This window comes from Streptomyces sp. NBC_00335 (assembly GCF_036127095.1).
In the GTDB taxonomy this organism is placed as follows: Bacteria; Actinomycetota; Actinomycetes; order Streptomycetales; family Streptomycetaceae; genus Streptomyces.
The window spans coordinates 6,699,806-6,717,690 of sequence record NZ_CP108006.1 but is presented as its reverse complement, the minus strand read 5'-3'; the positions used below and the strand labels follow the sequence as shown (position 1 = coordinate 6,717,690).

At 73.1% G+C, this 17,885-nt stretch carries 14 protein-coding genes, 1 rRNA gene and 1 pseudogene; 3 read left to right on the top strand and 13 right to left on the bottom strand.

Annotated elements, in window-relative coordinates; translation table 11 throughout:
• Positions 1 to 14: 14 nt before the first annotated feature.
• Positions 15 to 1,556 (bottom strand): APC family permease, encoded by a 1,542-nt coding sequence (locus tag OHA37_RS30490; RefSeq protein ID WP_266909885.1) that lies wholly within the window; start codon positions 1,554 to 1,556, stop codon positions 15 to 17.
• Positions 1,557 to 1,737: 181 nt separating this feature from the next.
• On the opposite strand from OHA37_RS30490, the gene OHA37_RS30485 reads away from it, so the two are divergent.
• Positions 1,738 to 3,360, top strand: coding sequence for a PucR family transcriptional regulator (locus OHA37_RS30485; protein ID WP_266909883.1), 1,623 nt, complete (start codon positions 1,738 to 1,740; stop codon positions 3,358 to 3,360).
• A gap of 316 nt (positions 3,361 to 3,676) precedes the next feature.
• Here OHA37_RS30485 and OHA37_RS30480 read toward each other — a convergent pair whose 3' ends face one another.
• The 5 genes from OHA37_RS30480 to OHA37_RS30460 form a co-directional block, all read right to left on the bottom strand.
• Positions 3,677 to 4,759 carry a glycosyltransferase family 4 protein gene (locus tag OHA37_RS30480; RefSeq protein WP_266909881.1) on the bottom strand — a complete coding sequence of 361 codons (1,083 nt, stop codon included), beginning with the start codon at positions 4,757 to 4,759 and terminating at the stop codon, positions 3,677 to 3,679.
• A 193-nt stretch (positions 4,760 to 4,952) separates the two neighbouring features.
• Positions 4,953 to 6,680, bottom strand: a complete 1,728-nt coding sequence (gene recN, locus OHA37_RS30475; protein ID WP_266913224.1) for a DNA repair protein RecN — start codon at positions 6,678 to 6,680, stop codon at positions 4,953 to 4,955.
• A gap of 163 nt (positions 6,681 to 6,843) precedes the next feature.
• Complete coding sequence (locus OHA37_RS30470; protein ID WP_266909879.1) at positions 6,844 to 7,743, bottom strand: NAD kinase; 900 nt, start codon at positions 7,741 to 7,743, stop codon at positions 6,844 to 6,846.
• A gap of 65 nt (positions 7,744 to 7,808) precedes the next feature.
• Positions 7,809 to 8,624, bottom strand: coding sequence for a TlyA family RNA methyltransferase (locus OHA37_RS30465; protein WP_250753412.1), 816 nt, complete (start codon positions 8,622 to 8,624; stop codon positions 7,809 to 7,811).
• Positions 8,625 to 8,631: 7 nt separating this feature from the next.
• Positions 8,632 to 8,892: a hypothetical protein gene (locus tag OHA37_RS30460; RefSeq protein ID WP_266909875.1), complete on the bottom strand. Its 261-nt coding sequence runs from the start codon at positions 8,890 to 8,892 to the stop codon at positions 8,632 to 8,634.
• 66 nt (positions 8,893 to 8,958) lie between these two features.
• Here OHA37_RS30460 and OHA37_RS30455 point away from each other — a divergent pair, with 66 nt between their 5' ends.
• A complete protein-coding gene (locus OHA37_RS30455) occupies positions 8,959 to 9,306 on the top strand; it encodes an SCP2 sterol-binding domain-containing protein (RefSeq protein WP_266909873.1) in 348 nt (115 codons plus the stop codon).
• A gap of 75 nt (positions 9,307 to 9,381) precedes the next feature.
• Here OHA37_RS30455 and OHA37_RS30450 read toward each other — a convergent pair whose 3' ends face one another.
• The 4 genes from OHA37_RS30450 to OHA37_RS30435 form a co-directional block, all read right to left on the bottom strand.
• Complete coding sequence (locus OHA37_RS30450) at positions 9,382 to 10,248, bottom strand: ABC transporter ATP-binding protein (RefSeq protein WP_266909871.1); 867 nt, start codon at positions 10,246 to 10,248, stop codon at positions 9,382 to 9,384.
• Positions 10,245 to 11,246 (bottom strand): FecCD family ABC transporter permease, encoded by a 1,002-nt coding sequence (locus OHA37_RS30445; protein ID WP_266913222.1) that lies wholly within the window; start codon positions 11,244 to 11,246, stop codon positions 10,245 to 10,247. The genes OHA37_RS30450 and OHA37_RS30445 overlap by 4 nt, the downstream gene beginning before the upstream one ends.
• Positions 11,247 to 11,317: 71 nt before the next feature.
• A complete protein-coding gene (locus OHA37_RS30440) occupies positions 11,318 to 12,364 on the bottom strand; it encodes a FecCD family ABC transporter permease (RefSeq protein ID WP_266909869.1) in 1,047 nt (348 codons plus the stop codon).
• Positions 12,365 to 12,550: 186 nt separating this feature from the next.
• A complete protein-coding gene (locus OHA37_RS30435; protein WP_266909867.1) occupies positions 12,551 to 13,615 on the bottom strand; it encodes an HAD-IIA family hydrolase in 1,065 nt (354 codons plus the stop codon).
• A gap of 88 nt (positions 13,616 to 13,703) precedes the next feature.
• Between OHA37_RS30435 and OHA37_RS30430 the strand changes: the two genes are divergently transcribed.
• The gene (locus tag OHA37_RS30430) at positions 13,704 to 14,975 is read left to right on the top strand and encodes a DUF1015 domain-containing protein (RefSeq protein WP_266909865.1); all 1,272 of its coding nucleotides are present in this window, start codon (positions 13,704 to 13,706) and stop codon (positions 14,973 to 14,975) included.
• Positions 14,976 to 15,040: 65 nt separating this feature from the next.
• Here OHA37_RS30430 and OHA37_RS30425 read toward each other — a convergent pair whose 3' ends face one another.
• From OHA37_RS30425 to rrf, 3 genes and pseudogenes are all read right to left on the bottom strand, one after another.
• Positions 15,041 to 15,943: a tetratricopeptide repeat protein gene (locus OHA37_RS30425; RefSeq protein ID WP_266913220.1), complete on the bottom strand. Its 903-nt coding sequence runs from the start codon at positions 15,941 to 15,943 to the stop codon at positions 15,041 to 15,043.
• Between the two features lie 1,056 nt (positions 15,944 to 16,999).
• Positions 17,000 to 17,563 (bottom strand): annotated as a pseudogene (locus OHA37_RS40840) (DEAD/DEAH box helicase); the annotation flags it as partial.
• A gap of 203 nt (positions 17,564 to 17,766) precedes the next feature.
• Positions 17,767 to 17,883: ribosomal RNA gene (gene rrf / locus OHA37_RS30415) — 5S ribosomal RNA — on the bottom strand.
• Positions 17,884 to 17,885 lie beyond the last annotated feature (2 nt).

Here is a 17,885-nt window from a genome sequence, read left to right as displayed (position 1 = left end):
GCGGTGGCTCCTTCTCAGACGTTCGCGGCGGAGGGGGCGGTGGCGGCGGACTGGTCGGCGGGCTCGTCGGTGCGCTCGGCGGCGTCCTCCAGGACGACGCGGCCGATGATCTCGTAGCGCTCGGGGGCCTTGAACTTCAGCCACAGCCCGAGTCCGAGCCCGCCGAAGAAGACGACCCCGACGATCCACGGGATCAGGGTGAAGAAGAACGAGTCGGCGGCCAGCCCGGCCGCCGTCTTCATGTTGACCAGCAGCAGGACGACCACGGCGGCCATGGCGATGCCGCCGATCAGCGGGGCCGTGAAGGTGCGGAACCAGTGCCGGTCCTCGGGGTGGTTCTTGCGGAAGTAGCCGATCACGGCGAAGGAGCACAGGGTCTGGACGATGAGGATCGCCATGGTGCCGAGGATCGCGAGCAGCGTGTACAGGTGGATGTACGGGTCCTGCCCGGTCAGCCAGAACAGCACGACCAGGCCGGTGGCGATGGCCGTCTGCACCATGGAGGAGATGTACGGGGAGCCGTGCTTGGCGTGCGTACGGCCCAGGCCCGGGTGCAGGAAGCCCTCGCGGCCGATGGCGTAGAGGTAGCGGGCGGCGCACTGGTGGAAGGCCATGCCGCAGGCGAAGGAGCCGGTGAGCAGCAGCCACTGGAAGGCGTCGACGGCCCAGGCGCCGATGAAGGTCTGGGTGGGGACGAAGAACAGGTCGAGCGGGCTCGCGGAGGCCGAGAGCTCCACGGACTTGGCGAGGCCGTTGCCCGCGATGGTCATCCAGGAGACGTAGATGTAGAAGAGGCCGACGCCGACGACGGAGATCAGGGTGGCCTTGGGGATGACCTTCTTCGGGTTCTTCGACTCCTCGCCGTACATGGCGGTGGACTCGAAGCCGACCCAGGACCAGAAGGCGAAGAAGAGGCCGAGCCCGGCGGAGATTCCGGTGAAGGCGTTCTTCGGGTTGACGGGCTCCAGCGGGATCCCGTCGGGGCCGCCGCCCGCGATCAGTACGGCGGTGGCGACGGCGAAGAGGACGGCGATCTCGGCGACGAGCATCACGCCCAGGGCCTTGGCCGTGAGGTTGATGTCGAAGTGGGCGAGGGCCGCGGTGATCGCGAGCATGCCGGCCGCGTAGACGATCCAGGGCAGGTCTATGCCGAGCTGGTCGTGGACGGTGGTCTTGGTGAAGTAGGAGAAGACGCCGACGATCGAGGCCTCGAAGACGATGTAGGCGAGGACCGCGAGCATGCCGGAGGCCATGCCGGCGATCCGGCCGAGGCCGTGCGAGATGTACCCGTAGAAGGCGCCGGCGGCGGTGATCCGCTTGGCCATGGCGACGTAGCCGACGGCGAAGACGGTCAGGACGGCGGTGGCGAAGAGGTATCCGGCCGGGGCTCCGATGCCGTTTCCGAAGCCGACCGCGATGGGAAGGTTGCCGGTCATCGCGGTGATCGGAGCGGCGGTGGCGACGGCCATGAAGACGACACCGACCAAGCCCACCGAATTGGCTTTCAGCCGCTGGACCTGGGGTGCGCCGCCGCCGGTGCTGCTATCCGTGCTCATGGCTCCTCGTTCCTGTCGTGAGGGCGCTCACTCTCTCCCTGCGTGACGTACGCCACAATCGGCATGCAGTCCGATAATCCCCTTACCGAGGCGACGAGTTGTCGGGCCGGACGGGGGTAGATGGGACCCCGTAACCGCTCGGTGATGTGCAGGGAACAGGAGCCCCGGTAGCGTCCGCGATATGGACAATCAGGGCGGGATCACGGTTCAGCGGGCACTTGAGCTGCCGGGGCTGCGCAGCGGGCTCCCTGAGGTGGTGGCCTGCGCCGACCGGCTCGGCCGGACCGTGCGCTGGGTGCACGCCGGCGAGGTCCCCAACATCGCCTCCCTGCTCAAGGGCGGCGAGCTGCTGCTGACCACCGGCCTCGGCCTCGGCACCCGCCCCGCCGAGCAGCGCGCCTTCGTGCGCCGCCTCGCGGACCGCGGCATCGCCGCACTGGTCGTCGAGCTGGGACCCCGCTTCACCCGGCTCCCGGCGACCCTGGTGGAGACGGCGCGGGCGGTCGGCCTCCCCCTGGTCCAACTGCACCGGGAGGTGCCCTTCGTGACCGTCACGGAGGAGGTCCACACCGAGATCGTCAACGGGCACTACGCACTGCTCCAGCGGGCCGAGGAAGTCCACCGGCGCTGCACGGAGGCCCTGCTCGACGGCGGCGGGATCCCCCAAGTCCTGCACATCCTGGCGGACTTCACGGCGAACCCGGTCTTCCTGGAAACCCCCGACGGCCAGTTGCTGTACGCGGCCGGCCCGGTCGCCGGCGAGGCCGCGGCGGACCCGCTCCAGGTGTGGGAGGGCCTGCGGGGCCAGCGCGATCCGGAGCCCTCCGGCAACGCCGTGGTGGTCGACGTCCCGGGCGGCGGCCGCGGCACGGGCTCGGTGCGGGCCCGGCTGGTCCTGCTCGGGGTGTCCGCCCCGCTGCTGCCCGTGCACCGGATGGCGGCGGAACGGACGGCCGGCGTACTGGCCGTCGTGCTGATGCAGGCCCGGCAGGAGGACGAGCTCGCGGCGCGCGGCCGCGGCGACTTCCTCACCGACCTGGCGGAGGGGCGGATCTCGGCGGAGGACGCCCCCGCCCAGGCCCGCGTCCTGGGCTTCAAACCGGGCCCAGGCCCGCTCCTGCCCATCGTCATGCGGCTGTCCTCGGACCTGGCCCCGTCGGGGAACTGGGCGGTCCTGGCCCGGGCCGTCCTGGAGGAACTCGCCTCCGTCGGCGTCCCGGTGCTCCTCGGGGTCCGCCCGGTCGAAGGCCGCGTCCCCCTGCTGGTCTCCCTCCGCTCCGACGCCGAGCGCACGACGGTCGCGGACCGGGTCGCGGTGGCGCTGCGGACCGGCGTGGAGCGGGCCGGCCTGGACCGGGCGGGGGCCGCGCCCGCGGTGGTGGTCGGCGTCTGCGGAAGCTGGGCGGCGGCCTCGGCGGGCCTGCGCCACGCGGCGGAAACGGCAACGGCCGCGGCCGGGCTGCCGTCCCGGCCCTGGTACGACGCCCGTCGCCTCGACATCGACCTGCTCCTGTGGCGCCTGCGCGAACACCCCGACCTGGCGGCCTTCGTGGACCGCGCGATCGGCGCCCTGCGCGTCCACGACACCCAGTCCCGCCCGCCGCTCCTGCCCACCCTGGAGACGTACCTGGCCCACGCGGGCCGCAAGGCGGAGACCGCCCGCGAGCTCCACCTGAACCGCCAGACCCTGTACAACCGCCTGGCCCGCATCTCGGAGCTCCTGGGCGCGGACCTGGACGACCCGGAAACGGTCCTCTCCCTGAGCCTGGCCCTCCGCGCCCGCCGCCACGTGAACCCTTCTTGACGCGGAGCGGGCCCGGTGGGCGGCTGCGGGTGGCCGACCCTCCGGGGTGAAGTCCCCTACCCGTCCTTCGCCCGTTCCCCGGGCTGCGCCCGGACCCCGCGCCTCAAACGCCGGCGAAAATCCAGCCCCTCCGGCGTTTGAGGAGCGGGGGTCCGGGGGCCGGCCCCCGGCCACGGCGCCGCACTCGGGATCGGGTCCGGGGCGGAGCTCCGGGGAACGGTGGAAGGGCGGGTAGGGGACTCCGCACCGCGCAGCGGCACACCCGCAGCCGGGCCGGGCCGCCGGCAACGCGAGGGCCCGGGCTCCCGCCTGAGGGCTACCGCCGACGCGAGGCCAGCTCGTCGTACACCGACAGGACCTGCGCCACCGTGTCGTCCTCCGACGGCCACGTCGAAGCCTGAGCCCGCCCGGCCTCCGCCAGCGCCCCCCGCCGCGCGGGATCCGCCAGCAGCCCGGCCACGGCAGCGGCCAGCACCCCCGCCTCCCCATAAGGCACCAGCACACCCGCCGAACCCACCAGCTCCGGCACCCCGCCCACCGCCGTCGCCACCAACGGCACGCCCATCCGCAGAGCCTCCTGTGCCAGCGGCGACCGCGCCTCCCACCGGCTCGGCAGCACCGCGACATCGGCCGCCGCCAGCAGCCGCGCGGCATCCCGCCGCCGCCCGAGGAGCCGTACCGGCAGCCGCTCCGCCTCGATGCGCCGCGCGAGCTCCGCCCGCATCGGGCCCTCACCCGCGATCACCAGCAGCGGCACCGGGTCCAGCGTCCGCCACTCCCGCGCCGCGTCCAGCAGTACGGAGTACCCGCGCCGCGGCACCAGACTCCCGACCGCGATCAGCAACGGCCTCTCGACCGCTCCGAGTTCCGCCCGCACCTTCCCCGGGTCCGGAGCGTCCGGAGCGCCTGACGGCCCGGAGGTCCCAGAAGGCACCGCCACCGCCGCCAGCCGCGCGTCCCGCGCGCCCCGCAGCCGGGCCAGGTCCACCTGCGCCGAGGAGGCGCCGAGGACGATCGCCGCGGCCCGGGCGACGTGCCGTTCGAGCAGCAGGCTCAGACGGCCGCTGCCGGGGCCGCCGCCGTGCCAGCTCACGACCAGCGGGACCCGCCGCCCGCGCAGGGCCAGCGCCGCGCGCATGCCGGCCCGTACGCCGTGCGCGTGCACCACGTCGGCCTCGACGCAGGCGGCCCGCAGCGCGCTCACCGCGTCCGGGGTGAACCGCGCGCCGGCGCCGGTGAAGTCGTACTCCCCCTCGGCATCGACGGGCCCGCACACGGTGACCCGTACGCCGCGCGCGGCGAGCCCGGTGGCCAGCGACCGCACGTGCGCACCACCGCTCGCGCCGCCGAGTACTTGGACGGTGCGAAGGACGGGGACCGGGACCGGGGAGCTGCTCACGGGCCGAAGCTCCAGGGTGAGGGAGGGAAGAAGGCAGGGACGTCGCTCAGAATGCCAGTCCGCACGCGCGTTCCGGGACCATACGGGTGCGGATCCCGTGTGAGTTGCCGCCGGGACCCCCCGATCCTCACCCACACGGGCTATCCGGACGTCGGTCTGCTGACCCCGGTGACCCTGCCGGCGACAAGAAGCCCTACTCCGGGCTCCGGGCCGCCGCGAGCAGTTCCTCCGCGTGCGCCCGCGCCGACGCCGAGTCCTCGTGGCCGGCCAGCATCCGCGACAGCTCGCGGATCCGGGCCTCGCCCTCCAGGACGGTGACCCCGCTGCGGGTCACGGACCCGTCGTTGGTCTTCTCGACCAGCAACTGCCGGTCCGCGAAGGCCGCCACCTGCGGCAGGTGCGTGACGACCACCACCTGCGCCGACTTGGCCAGCTTCGCGAGCCGCCGTCCGACCTCCACGGCCGCCTTGCCGCCGACGCCCGCGTCGACCTCGTCGAAGAGGTACGTGGGCACCGGGTCGGAGCCCGCGAAGACGACCTCGACGGCGAGCATCACCCGGGACAGCTCACCGCCCGAGGCACCCTTGGCGATCGGCCGCGGCTGGGCGCCCGGGTGCGGGGCCAGCAGCAGTTCGACCTCGTCCACGCCCGAGGGCCCGTACGCGACGAGCCGGCCGCCGACCTCGACCCCCTCGGGGTCCTCGGTCTGCCGGACGTCGATGGTGACCCGTGCGTGCGGCATCGCCAGGGAGGCCAGCTCCTCGGTGACGGCGGACGCGAAGCGGGTCGCCGCCTCGTTCCGCGCGTCGGTCAACGCCTGCGCCAGCGCGGAGAGTTCCAGCCGCAGCCCGTCGCGCTCCGCGGTCAGTTCGTCGATCCGCTCGTCGTCGCCGTCCAGCTCCAGCAGCCGTACGGAACCCCGTTCGGCCCACTCCAGGACGGAGTCCACGCCATTCTCGGCGGATCCGTACTTGCGGATCACCTGGGTCAGCGCCGCCCGCCGCTCCTCCACGGCCGCCAGCCGCAGCGGGTCGGCGTCCAGGTCGTCCGCGTACCCGGCGAGTTCCCCGGCCACGTCCCCGAGCAGGATGCCCAGTTCCCCGATCCGCTCGGCGAGGGCGCCGAGCGCCGGGTCGTGGGAGCGTACGGATTCCAGTGCGCGGTGCGCCCCGGCGACGAGCGCGCCCGCGTCGACGCCCTCCGGGTCCTCGACGTTGCCGGCGAGGGCCGCGTGGGCGACCTGGGCGGCCGAGGACAGGGATTCGGCGTGCCCGAGGCGCTCCGCCTCCGCCGCCAGCTCGGTGTCCTCGCCCGAGAGCGGTTCCACGGCGGCGATCTCGTCGAGCCCGAAGCGCAGCAGATCGGCCTCCTGGGCGCGTTCCCGGGCCCGGGTGGTGATCTCCTCCAGCTCTCCGGCGACGGCGCGCAGCCTGCGGTGGGCGGCGGCGTACTTCTCCAGCGGGACGGCGACGGCGTCGCCCGCGTACCGGTCGAGGGCCTGGCGCTGCCGGGCGGGCCGGAGCAGTCCCTGCTGGTCGGTCTGGCCGTGGACGGCGACGAGGTCGTCGGCGAGTTCGGCGAGCAGTCCGACGGGCACGGAGCGGCCGCCGACGTGGGCGCGCGAGCGGCCCTCGGCGGAAACGGTCCGGCTGATCAGCAGCGCGCCGTCGTCGAGCTCGGCGCCGGCCTCCTCGGCGCGCAGCGCCGCGGGGGCGTCCGGGCGCATGACGATGCGCCCTTCGACGACCGCCGCCTTGGCCCCGATCCGCACCAGGGCGGGGTCGGCGCGCCCGCCGAGCAACAGCCCGAGGCTGGTGACGACCATGGTCTTGCCCGCGCCGGTCTCGCCGGTCACCGCGGTGAAACCGGGTGACAGCTCGACCACAGCGTCGTCGATGACCCCGAGCGACCGTATCCGCATCTCCTCAAGCACGGGACGACGATACCGAGGTTTCATGGGTGCCATGTGACGTCACCCGCCCGAACCGGCTCGAACAATCATGCTATTTACGTACGCGCGAAGCACAGAACCCGTACTGGGCCGGTACGGAGCCGGTACTGCGCCCGCACCCGCCCCCACGGAACTAGTGCGGGGCCCCGCGCCATCCCGACACCGGCAGCGCGAACTTCGCGACGAGCCGGTCCGTGAACGACGCGTGGTGCAGCCGGGCGAGCCGCACCGGCACCGCCCCCCGCCGGACCTCCACACGGGCCCCGGCCGGCAGCTCCACCGTCCGCCGCCCGTCGCACCACAGCACCCCGTGCGGGGTCCCCGTCTGCACCTCCACGGCCAGCACCGAGTCCGGCGAGGTCACCAGCGGCTTCGCGAACAGCGCGTGCGCGCTGATCGGCACCATCAGCAGCGCCTCCACCTCCGGCCAGACCACCGGCCCGCCGGCCGAGAAGGCGTACGCCGTCGAGCCCGTCGGCGTCGCGCAGACGATGCCGTCGCAGCCGAAGCCGGACACCGGGCGCCCGTCGATCTCCAGGACCACCTCCAGCATCCGCTCCGGGGACACCTTCTGGACGGCCGCCTCGTTCAGCGCCCAGTCCCGGTGCACCACGTCCCCGTTGGTCCGCACGATCACGTCGAGGGTCATCCGCTCCTCGACCTCGTACTCCCGCGTCACGACCCGGTCCACGACCTTGTCCAGGTCGTCCCGTTCCGCCTCCGCGAGGAAGCCCACCCGGCCCAGGTTGACGCCGAGCATCGGCACCCCCGAGCCGCGCGCGAACTCCGCGCCGCGCAGCAGCGTCCCGTCGCCGCCCAGCACGATCAGCAGCTCGCACCCGTCGAGCACCTCCGGGGTGCACTCGGACTCGGCCACCAGCTCCACCTCGGGCGGCAGCGGCAGGTCCACCGCCTCGTGCCGCAGCACCCGTACGCCCAGCCCGCTGCGCAGCAGGCCCTGCACCACCAGCTCGGCGCTGCGGATGGCCGCCGGCCGCCCGGTGTGCGCGAGCAGGAAGACGGTCCGCTTCACCGACTCCCCCGGCTCTTGCGGCTCCCCTGACTTCCCCGACTGTGCCGGGTCCCCCGAAAGATCACTCACTGCGGCCCCTCCGCCACTGCACGATCAACATCCGCCGGGTCGAGTGCCGGTGCCCCCGCCCGCAGCCACAGAAAATACTCGACGTTGCCCGAAGGGCCCGGGAGCGGACTCGCGGTCACCCCGAGCACGCCCAGGCCCAGCTTCCACGCCTGCGCCGCGACGTCCCGCACGGCCTCGGCGCGCAGCTCCGTACTGCGCACCACGCCACCGCTGCCCAGCCGGTCCTTGCCGACCTCGAACTGCGGCTTGACCATCAGCACCAGATCCGCGTCGGGCGCGCAGCAGCGTACGAGCGCGGGCAGCACCAGCCCGATGGAGATGAAGGAGAGATCGCCGACGACCAGGTCCACGGGCACCCCGTCGATCAGCTCCACCGTGAGCTCGCGCACGTTGGTGCGGTCCTTCACGGTGACCCGGTCGTCGCTCTGCAGGGACCAGGCGAGCTGCCCGTAGCCGACGTCGACGGCCATCACGTGCTCCACCCCGGCCCGCAGCAGCACGTCGGTGAACCCGCCGGTCGAGGCGCCCGCGTCCAGCGCCCGGCGGCCCTCCACGCGCAGCCCCTGGGGCTGGAAGGCCGCGAGCGCCCCCGCCAGCTTGTGGCCGCCCCGGGAGACGTAGTCGGGGTCGCTGTCGTCCTTGAGGACGACGAGGGCCGCGCTGGTCTCGACCTGGGTGGCCGGCTTCGTCGCCGTGTTGCCGCCCACGGTCACCCGGCCGGCGGCGATCAGCTGCGCGGCGTGCTCGCGCGAGCGGGCCATGCTGCGGCGTACCAGTTCGGCGTCCAGGCGGCGGCGTGCCACTCCTGCCACGATCGGTTCAGCTCCTGTTTTCGTGCGGACGGGGGCCGATCGGCGCGTCCAGCGCGGTCAGCGCGGAGCGCAGCCCCCTGTGCACATCCTCGTACACCTCGACGTGTCCGTCCGCCGGGAGGTGGTCCACGTCCGCCAGCCGCTCCAGCGCGGCGTCCGCCCCGGCGTGCCCGGTGGGGATGCGTACGACGCCCAGCGCGACCGGCCCGGCGGGCGCGGCCGGGGCTTCGTCCGGCTCCTGGGCCGCGGCGGGCACTTCTTCGTTCATGCCCCCGACGCTACCGCGTAGGGCGCCCGCGACCACGCACGGCTCTGCGGTACGGTCGGGATCACGATGGCTACGATCGAGGAGTGCCGTGCGGCACTCGACCAACTCTCAGACAACCTGGCACGGGCCGAAGGCGACGTGCGCGGTGCGACCGCGCTCGACCGCTCGCTGAGCTGCCACATCACCGACCTGGACCGCACCTTCACGGGCCGCCTGGACGCGGGCCGGATCCGCGTGGACGCGGTGGCCCCCGGCCCGCCGTCCGCCAAGGCCGAGATCCGCCTCGCGATGACCGGCGACGACCTGCTGGCCCTGGTCGCCGGCACCCTGAAGTTCCCCAAGGCCTGGGCCTCGGGCCGCATCCGCCTGGAAGCAGGCTTCCGCGACCTCCTCCGCCTCAAAAGCCTGCTCTAGCCAAGTCCAGCCCCGCCGGCGTTTGAGGCGCGGGGGTCCGGGGGCCGGCCCCCGGCAACGGCGCCGCACCCGTGACTACTCCGCGCGAGCCATCGAACGGGCCACCCGCGCCGCGGGTATCACCAGCGGCGTCCCCGTCTCCGGGTCCGAAATGACTTGGCACCGCAGCCCGAACACCCGCTCCACCAGCTCCGCCGTGACCACCTCGGCCGGCGCCCCCTCCGCCACGACCTTCCCGTCCCGCATCGCGATCAGGTGGGTGGCGTAGCGCGCCGCGTGGTTCAGATCGTGCAGCACCGCGACCAGCGTGCGCCCCTGCTCCTCGTGGAGCTCCGCGCAGAGGTTCAGCACCTCGATCTGGTGCTGGATGTCCAGGTAGGTCGTCGGCTCGTCCAGCAGCAGCAGCGGCGTCTGCTGCGCCAGCGCCATCGCGATCCACACCCGCTGCCGCTGACCGCCCGACAGCTCGTCCACCGCCCGGTCCGCGAGTTCGGCGACCCCGGTGGAGGCCATCGACTCCTTCACGATCCGCTCGTCCTCGCCCGACCACTGCCGCAGCAGCCCCTGGTGGGGATAGCGGCCCCGCGAGACCAGGTCCGAGACCGTGATCCCGTCCGGGGCGATCGAGGACTGCGGCAGCAGACCCAGCGTCTTGGCCACCTTCTTCGCCGGCATCGACCCGATGGCCTGCCCGTCCAGCAGCACCCGCCCCACCGTCGGCTTCAGCATTCGCGAAAGGGCCCGCAGCAGCGTCGACTTGCCGCAGGCGTTCGGCCCGACGATCACGGTGAAGGAGTTGTCGGGGATCTCCACCGACAGGTTCTCGGCGATGACCCGCTGGTCGTAGCCGAGGGTCACGTTCTCCGCGGTCAGCCGCTGCACTTGCCTGCTCCTCTGGTTGCTCACATCGCTCTGGCTGCTCACATAGCTCTGGCCCCTCATATGCGGCCCGCCTTGCGCTCGGTGACGAGCAGCCAGAGCAGGTAGCAGCCGCCGACGAGGCCGGTCACCACCCCCACCGGCAACTGGTCGGCGCCGAAGGCCCGCTGTGAGGCCCAGTCGGACACCAGCAACAGGAGTGCGCCCATCAGTGCACCGGTCAGCAGGCTCGCCCCGGGCGACCGGGTCAGCCGGCGCGCCAACTGCGGCGCGGCCAGCGCGACGAAGCTGATCGGCCCGGCGGCGGCGCTGGCGGCGGTGGTGAGCAGGATCGCCGCCACCATCAGCAGCAGCCGGGTCCGCTCCACCCGCACCCCGACGGCGTACGCCGCGTCGTCGCCCATCTCGATCATCCGCAGGGCCCGGCTCTGGCCGAGGACCAGCGGGAACAGCACCGCGCAGGTCGCGAGCAGCGGCCAGACCTGTGCCCAGTCCCGGCCGGCCAGCGAGCCGGTCAGCCAGACCATCGCACGGGTGGCCTCGATGAGCTGCGCCTTCGTCAGCAGGTACTGGATGACGGCGACCAGCATCGCGGAGGCGCCGATGCCGACGAGGACCAGCCGGTAGCCGTGGATGCCCTGCTTGTACGCGAGCAGGTACACGGCGATTCCGGCCACCAGCCCGCCCACGAGGGCCCCGACGGCCACCTCGCCGGCGCTGCCGTGGAACAGCACGATGACCAGCAGCGCGCCGACGGCCGATCCGTAGCCGAAGCCGAGTACGTCCGGCGAGCCGAGCGGGTTGCGCGAGACGGACTGGAAGACGGCGCCGGCCATCCCGAGGGCGGCGCCCACCAGGACCGCGACCAGGACCCGCGGCAGCCGCAGGTCGTTGATGATGAACTCGTGTGCGGGCGTGCCGTTGCCCATCAGGGTCCGTACGACGTCCCACGGCGCGATGTCGAAGTCGCCGGTGCCGATGAGCAGGACGGCCATCGCCAGCGTGAGCACCAGGAGCAGAGCCCCCACGCCGAGCGCGCGCCGCTCCACGCGCAGGGACATCCCGCCGGGCAGGTGCACCGGCCGGGGCCCGCGCCGGCCCCCGCGCGCCTTGACGGGTGCGTCGGTCACTGTCACAGCTGGGCCATCCTCTTGCGCCGGACGAGGTAGATGAAGACGGGTCCGCCGATGAGCGCGGTGACGATGCCGACCTGGAGTTCGCCGGGCCGGGTGACGACCCGGCCGATGACGTCGGCGCCGAGCAGCAGGACGGGCGAGAGCACCGCCGAGTACGCGAGCACCCAGCGCATGTCCGGGCCGGTGAAGAACCGTACGAGGTGCGGGATCATCAGGCCGACGAAGACGATCGGCCCGCAGGCGGCGGTCGCGGCCCCGCACAGCAGGGTGATGGCGATCATCGCGCCGATCCGGGTCCGCGTCAGGTGCGCACCGAGCGCCCGCGCGGTGTCGTCGCCCATGGCCATGGCGTTGAGCGGCCGGCCCAGGCCGAGCGCGATGACCGCGCCGACCAGCAGGAAGGGCGCCACCTGGCGGACGGTGTCCATGTTCGCGGAGGCCAGCGAGCCCACGGTCCAGAAGCGGAGCTTGTCCAGCGCCTTGCTGTCCATGAGCTGCACGGCGTTGATGTATCCGACGAGGGCCGCGGTGGCCGCCGTACCGGCGAGGGCCAGGCGCACGGGCGTGGCACTGCGGCTTCCGCCGAGCACGTACACGACCACGGAGACGACGGCGGCGCCGAGGAAGGCCCACCACACGAACTCGCTCAGCGAGGACGCCCCGAAGAAGCTGATGGCCGATACGACGGCGGCCGCGGCTCCCGCGTTGACGCCGAGGATGCCCGGCTCGGCCAGCGGGTTGCGGGTCAGGGCCTGCATCACGGCGCCGGACAGTCCGAGGCCGAGGCCGACGAGCACGCCGAGGAGGGTGCGCGGGACCCTCAGGTCCCGCACGACGACGTCGGAGGCCGTCCCCGAGTAGTGGAACAGGCCGTGCCAGACCTCGTGGAGGGGCATCTGCTTGGCGCCGACGGCGATGCTCGCCACCACGATCAGCGCGAGCACGCCGAAGGCGGCGAGCAGACCGGCGGCTCGCGCGCCGTCGCGCGAGCGGGTGGCGGCGGCCGGCGCCGCGCTCGGTTCGGGGGGACTCTCGACCAACACGAAAGTTAGGCTAACCTACCTTCCGCCGTGGTCGGCTCCCCCGAACGGCCCTCCCAGCAGGTCCTCGGACCCGGCCCCCACCGGCCCTGACCTGCCAGGACCCGGCAACACCCCACCGCCGGCCCGGCTCCGCCGCCTCGCGCGACCCGTACAGATCACAGCGCCGGTCCAGCCCCTTACAGCCCCTTACAGCCCCAGCCGGGCCAGCGCCTTGCCCGCGTCCAGCCCGCACGAGCCGTCCCCCGCCTGGGTCCAGGCCGCCGCGCACAGCGCCCGCAGCCCGTCCATCGCACCGTTCGAACCGTCGCCGGCTTCCTCGCCGCGCGACTCCCCGCGCAGCTCCAGTACGCCGTCCAGCGCCACCGCCGTCCAGTCCCCGCAGCGGAAGCCGCCCCCGTCGGCCGCCACCACCTCAGGCTGCCCGGTCAGCAGCCCGCGCAGGTCCCGGTCCACGTACGTCGGCCGGTACTTCGGCTCGGCCCGCAGCAGCTGCGCCCCGTCCGTCACCCCGGTCAGCACCAGCAGCGAGTCCACGTCCCCGTTGAAGGCGCCCTCGATGTCGGTGTCCAGCCGGTCCCCGACGACCAGCGGCCGCTTCGCCCCGGTCCGCAGCACGGTCTCGCGGTGCATCGGGGGCAGCGGCTTGCCCGCCACCTGGGGTTCGGCGCCCGTGGCGATCCGTACGACCTCCACGGCGGCCCCGTTGCCGGGCGCGATCCCCCGCGCCCCCGGAATCGTCAGGTCGGTGTTCGAGGCGTACCACGGCACCCCGCGGTTGATCGCGTACGAGGCCTCCGCGAACCGCCCCCACGGCAGATCGGGCCCCCCGTACCCCTGGACCACCGCGGCGAGCCCCTCCTCCTCGGCGGAGTCCACCGGCACCAGCCCGCGTTCGCGCAACGCGACCCGCAGCCCCTCGCCGCCGATCACCAGCACCTTCGACCCGGGTTCGACCTGCTCTGCGATGAGACGGGCCACCGCCTGCGCGGAGGTGATCACCTCGACGGCCTCCGTCGGGATGCCCAGCTCGCTCAGGTGCCCGGCGACCGCGTCCGGCGTGCGCAGCGCGTTGTTCGTCACGTACGCCAGGTGCATCCCGTCGGCCCGCGCCGCGGCGAGCGAGTCCACGGCGTGCGCGATGGCCTCCCCGCCCGCGTACACCACACCGTCGAGGTCCAGCAGGGCCGTGTCGTACGCCCGGTGCAGACTCCGCTCACTGCCGGCGGGAAGGGTCCTGCTCTGCCGCGTCATGGTGTCGACTCCTCATACGATCGATCTTGTCCGGTTTCCGTACTCCCCCGATCATCCCGCATGCCGAGACGGGTCTTACGATTCATCAATGACCACATCTGGCACCGCGGACCACGGACTGCGCCTGATCCCGTTCCATGGCCTGCGCTATGTCCCCGAGCGCGTCGGCAGTCTGGCCGCCGTGACCTCGCCGCCGTACGACGTGGTCGTGCGCCCCGACGGACTCAACCACCTGGAGTCCGCCGACCCCCACAACATCGTCCGCCTGATCCTCCCGCAGGCGGACACCCCCGCCGCCCGCAACCAGCAGGCGGCGCACACGCTGCGCGACTGGCTCGCGGAGGGCATCCTCAGCGCCGACCCGGTGCCCGCGCTCTACGTCTACGAGCAGCGCCGGGGCGAGCTCCTCCAGCGCGGGGTCATCGGGGCCCTCGCCCTCTCCACGGCCGAAGAGGGGATCGTCCTCCCCCACGAGGACGTCATGCCCCACGTGGTCACCGACCGCGCCGGCCTGATGCGCGCCACCTCGGCCAACCTCGAACCGCTCCTGCTCACCTACCTCGGCGACGATCCGGCGGCCGGCGCGGCGGCGGTCGTCGAGCGCACCGCCCACTCCACCCCGCTGTTCTCCACCACCACGGAGGACGGCTTCCAGCACCGGCTGTGGGCCATCACGGACCCCGCCGACCTGGCGGCGATCACCGCCGACCTGGGCGACCGCCAGGCCCTCATCGCCGACGGCCACCACCGCTGGGCGACGTACCTGCGCCTCCAGGAGGAGCACGGCTCCCCCACCCCCTGGGACTTCGGCCTCGTCCTCCTCGTCGACACCGCCCGCTACCCCCTCCAGGTCCGCGCGATCCACCGGCTGCTCCGGCGCCTGCCCCCCGCCGACGCCCTGGCCGCCCTCGACGGCCGCTTCCGGCTCCGCACCGTCGACGGCCCGCTATCGGCGGCCATGGCGGCCCTGGCCGAGGCCGCGGAGCTCGGCAACGCCTTCCTGCTCACCGGCGACGGCACCTTCCACCTGGTCACCGACCCCGAGCCGGACCTGATCGAGCGCACGGTCCGCGGAGACCGCCCCGAGGCCTGGCGCCGGCTGGACGCCACGGTGCTCCACGCGACCCTGTTGGACACCCTCTGGGCCGTTCCCGACGCCCCCGACCAGATCTCGTACATCCACGACACCGAGGCCACCGTCGAGATGGCGGAGCGCCTCGGGGGCACGGCCGTCCTGCTGCACCCCGTACGCGAGTCGGTCGTACGGGAACTGGCCCGGCAGGGCGTGACGATGCCCCGCAAGTCCACCTCCTTCGGCCCGAAGCCGGCCACCGGCCTGGTCCTGCGCAGCGTGGACTGACGGACCCCGGGCCAACGAAAAAAAGGGCGGTACCCCCATCGGGGGTACCGCCCTTCTCAGCTCACTCAGCCGTCGTCGCGGACTCCGGCGTCACGACGGTCGTCGTCCTGACGGTCGTCGTCCTCGTCCTCGTCGAGAACGACGATCTCGTCGGTGACATCAACGTCGCCTTCGACGTCGCCTTCGACGTCGCCCTCGTACTCGTCGTCGTCCTCGTCGTAGTACTCGGCCTGGTCGGAGGCACGCTCGGCGGCGACGACCTCCGGGTCGTCGTCGTCCTCGTCCTCGTCCTCGTCGTCGAACTCGTCGTCGGCCTCGTCGTCGACCTCGACGTCCGCGTCCGAGTCGTCGGCGGAGGCGTCGACGAACTCGACCCCGTCCAGCTCGGCGAGACGGTCGGAGGCGTCCGTGGCCCCGTCCTTGTCGGCCTCAAGGGTCTTGGCGAACCACTCGCGCGCCTCGTCCTCGCGGCCGGCCGCCAGCAGGGCGTCGGCGTAGGCGTACCGCAGACGTGCGGTCCACGGCTGCACGGAGCTGGAGGCCAGCTCCGGGCTCTGCAGGGTCACGATGGCGGCGTCGAGCTGGTCCATGTCCCGGCGGGCACCGGCCGCGACCAGACGCATCTCGACCTGTCCGGCCTTGTCCAGCTTCTGCACCTCGGCCTCGCCGGCCATGGCCAGCGCCCGCTCCGGACGGCCGAGGCCGCGCTCGCAGTCGGCGATGACGGGCCACAGCTCGACCGAACCGGTCATCCGCTTGGCGGCGCGGAACTCCGCGATCGCCTCGGCGTACTTCTGGTTGGCGTACGCGGCGAAGCCGGCGGCCTCGCGCACGGCGGCGACACGGGAAGCCAGGCGCAGGGCGATGCGCGAGTACGCGTACGCCTGCTCCGGGTCCTCGTCGATCAGCCGGGCCACCATGACCAGGTTCTTGGAGACTTCCTCGGCCAGCCCCTTGGGCAGGCTCAGCAGCTCCTGGCGAACGTCGGAGTCGATCTCGAAACCGGTGACGTCGTCGTCGATCGGAAGCCGCTTGACCGGGTCCCGGTCGGCACGGAAGTCACGGTCGCCACCCCGGTCGTCACGCCCGCGGAACCCACCGCGGTCGCCACCCCGGTCGTCGCGACGCGGGTACGAGGGACGGTCGCCACCACGGTCGTCACGACCGCCGCGGAACCCACCACGGTCATCGTCCCGACGCGGGTACGAAGGACGGTCCCCACCGGAGGAGGGACGGTCGTCGCGACGCGGGTACGACGGACGGTCGCCACCGCGGTCGTCACGACCGCCGCGGAACCCACCACGGTCATCGTCCCGACGCGGGTACGAAGGACGGTCCCCACCGGAGGAGGGACGGTCGTCACGACGCGGGAAGGACGGGCGGTCGCCACGGTCGTTACCGCGGAACCCACCGCGGTCGTCGTCACGACGGGGGTACGAGGGACGGTCGCCACCGGAGGGGCGGTCGTCGCGACGCGGGTACGACGGACGGTCACCGCGGTCGTTGCCGCGGAAGCCACCACCGGAGGGACGCTCACCCCGGTCGTCACGGCGGAAGCCGCCACCAGAGGGACGGTCGCCACGGTCGTTGCCGCGGAAGCCACCACCGGAGGGACGGTCGTCCCGACGGGGGTACGACGGACGGTCGCCACCGGAGGGGCGGTCGTCGCGACGCGGGTACGACGGACGGTCGCCACCACGGTCGTCGCGACCGCCGCGGAACCCACCGCGGTCGTCATCGCGACGGGGGAAGGAGGGACGGTCGCCACCGGAGGGGCGGTCGTCACGACGCGGGTACGACGGACGGTCGCCACGGTCGTTGCCGCGGAAGCCACCACCGGAGGGACGCTCACCGCGGTCGTTCCCACGGAAGCCGCCGCCAGTGGGACGGTCCCCGCCACGGTCATCGCGACGCGGGAAGGAAGGACGGTCGCCACCGGAGGGGCGGTCGTCACGACGCGGGTACGACGGACGGTCACCGCGGTCGTTGCCGCGGAAGCCGCCACCGGAGGGACGCTCACCCCGGTCGTCGCGGCGGAAGCCGCCGCCGGAGGGGCGGTCGCCGCCACCGGAGGGACGGTCATCGCGACGCGGGTACGACGGACGGTCGCCACCACGGTCGTCACGGCCGCCGCGGAACCCACCGCGGTCGTCGTCGCGACGCGGGAAGGAGGGACGGTCACCGCGGTCGTTGCCGCGGAAGCCGCCACCGGAGGGACGCTCACCCCGGTCGTCGCGGCGGAAGCCGCCGCCGGAGGGGCGGTCGCCGCCACCGGAGGGACGGTCATCGCGACGCGGGTACGACGGACGGTCGCCACCGCCGGCCGGACGGCCACCACGGTCATCGCGGCGGAAGCCACCGCCGGAGGGGCGGTCGCCACCACCGGAGGGACGGTCATCGCGACGCGGGTACGACGGACGGTCGCCACCGCCGGCCGGACGGCCACCACGGTCGTCACGACGGAAGCCACCGCCCGAGGGGCGGTCGCCACCACCGGTGGGACGGTCATCGCGACGGAACGGCGGACGCTCGCCGCCACGGTCGTCACGGCCCCCGCGGTAGCCGCCCCTGTCACCGCCGTCGTTGCGCCGAGGCTCGCGCTCCGGACGATCGTCGGGAGAGTTGGACATGGGTGTGACTCCTGTCTTCGGGGTACCGCTAGTCATTCTCGCGCAACCAACCCATGGCCGCGCTTCGGCGTAAAGCTACGTAAAGCTCGGTAAAGCTCTGGAAAACAAAAAAGACCCCTGCTCCAGCGTTGAACGCTGGACCAGGGGTCCTTTGAAAAATTGTTCGGCGGTGTCCTACTCTCCCACAGGGTCCCCCCTGCAGTACCATCGGCGCTGAAAGGCTTAGCTTCCGGGTTCGGAATGTAACCGGGCGTTTCCCTAACGCTATGACCACCGAAAC

Excerpts from the sequence above, each read along its gene's own strand:
- OHA37_RS30445 (WP_266913222.1), bottom strand. The coding sequence starts at position 11,246 with ATGTCCCTGCGCGTGGAGCGGCGCGCGCTCGGCGTGGGGGCTCTGCTC.
- OHA37_RS30450 (WP_266909871.1), bottom strand. The coding sequence starts at position 10,248 with ATGAGGGGCCAGAGCTATGTGAGCAGCCAGAGCGATGTGAGCAACCAG.
- OHA37_RS30435 (WP_266909867.1), bottom strand. The coding sequence starts at position 13,615 with ATGACGCGGCAGAGCAGGACCCTTCCCGCCGGCAGTGAGCGGAGTCTG.
- OHA37_RS30455 (WP_266909873.1), top strand. The coding sequence starts at position 8,959 with ATGGCTACGATCGAGGAGTGCCGTGCGGCACTCGACCAACTCTCAGAC.
- OHA37_RS30430 (WP_266909865.1), top strand. The coding sequence starts at position 13,704 with ATGACCACATCTGGCACCGCGGACCACGGACTGCGCCTGATCCCGTTC.
- OHA37_RS30485 (WP_266909883.1), top strand. The coding sequence starts at position 1,738 with ATGGACAATCAGGGCGGGATCACGGTTCAGCGGGCACTTGAGCTGCCG.
- OHA37_RS30460 (WP_266909875.1), bottom strand. The coding sequence starts at position 8,892 with ATGAACGAAGAAGTGCCCGCCGCGGCCCAGGAGCCGGACGAAGCCCCG.
- recN (WP_266913224.1), bottom strand. The coding sequence starts at position 6,680 with ATGCGGATACGGTCGCTCGGGGTCATCGACGACGCTGTGGTCGAGCTG.
- OHA37_RS30490 (WP_266909885.1), bottom strand. The coding sequence starts at position 1,556 with ATGAGCACGGATAGCAGCACCGGCGGCGGCGCACCCCAGGTCCAGCGG.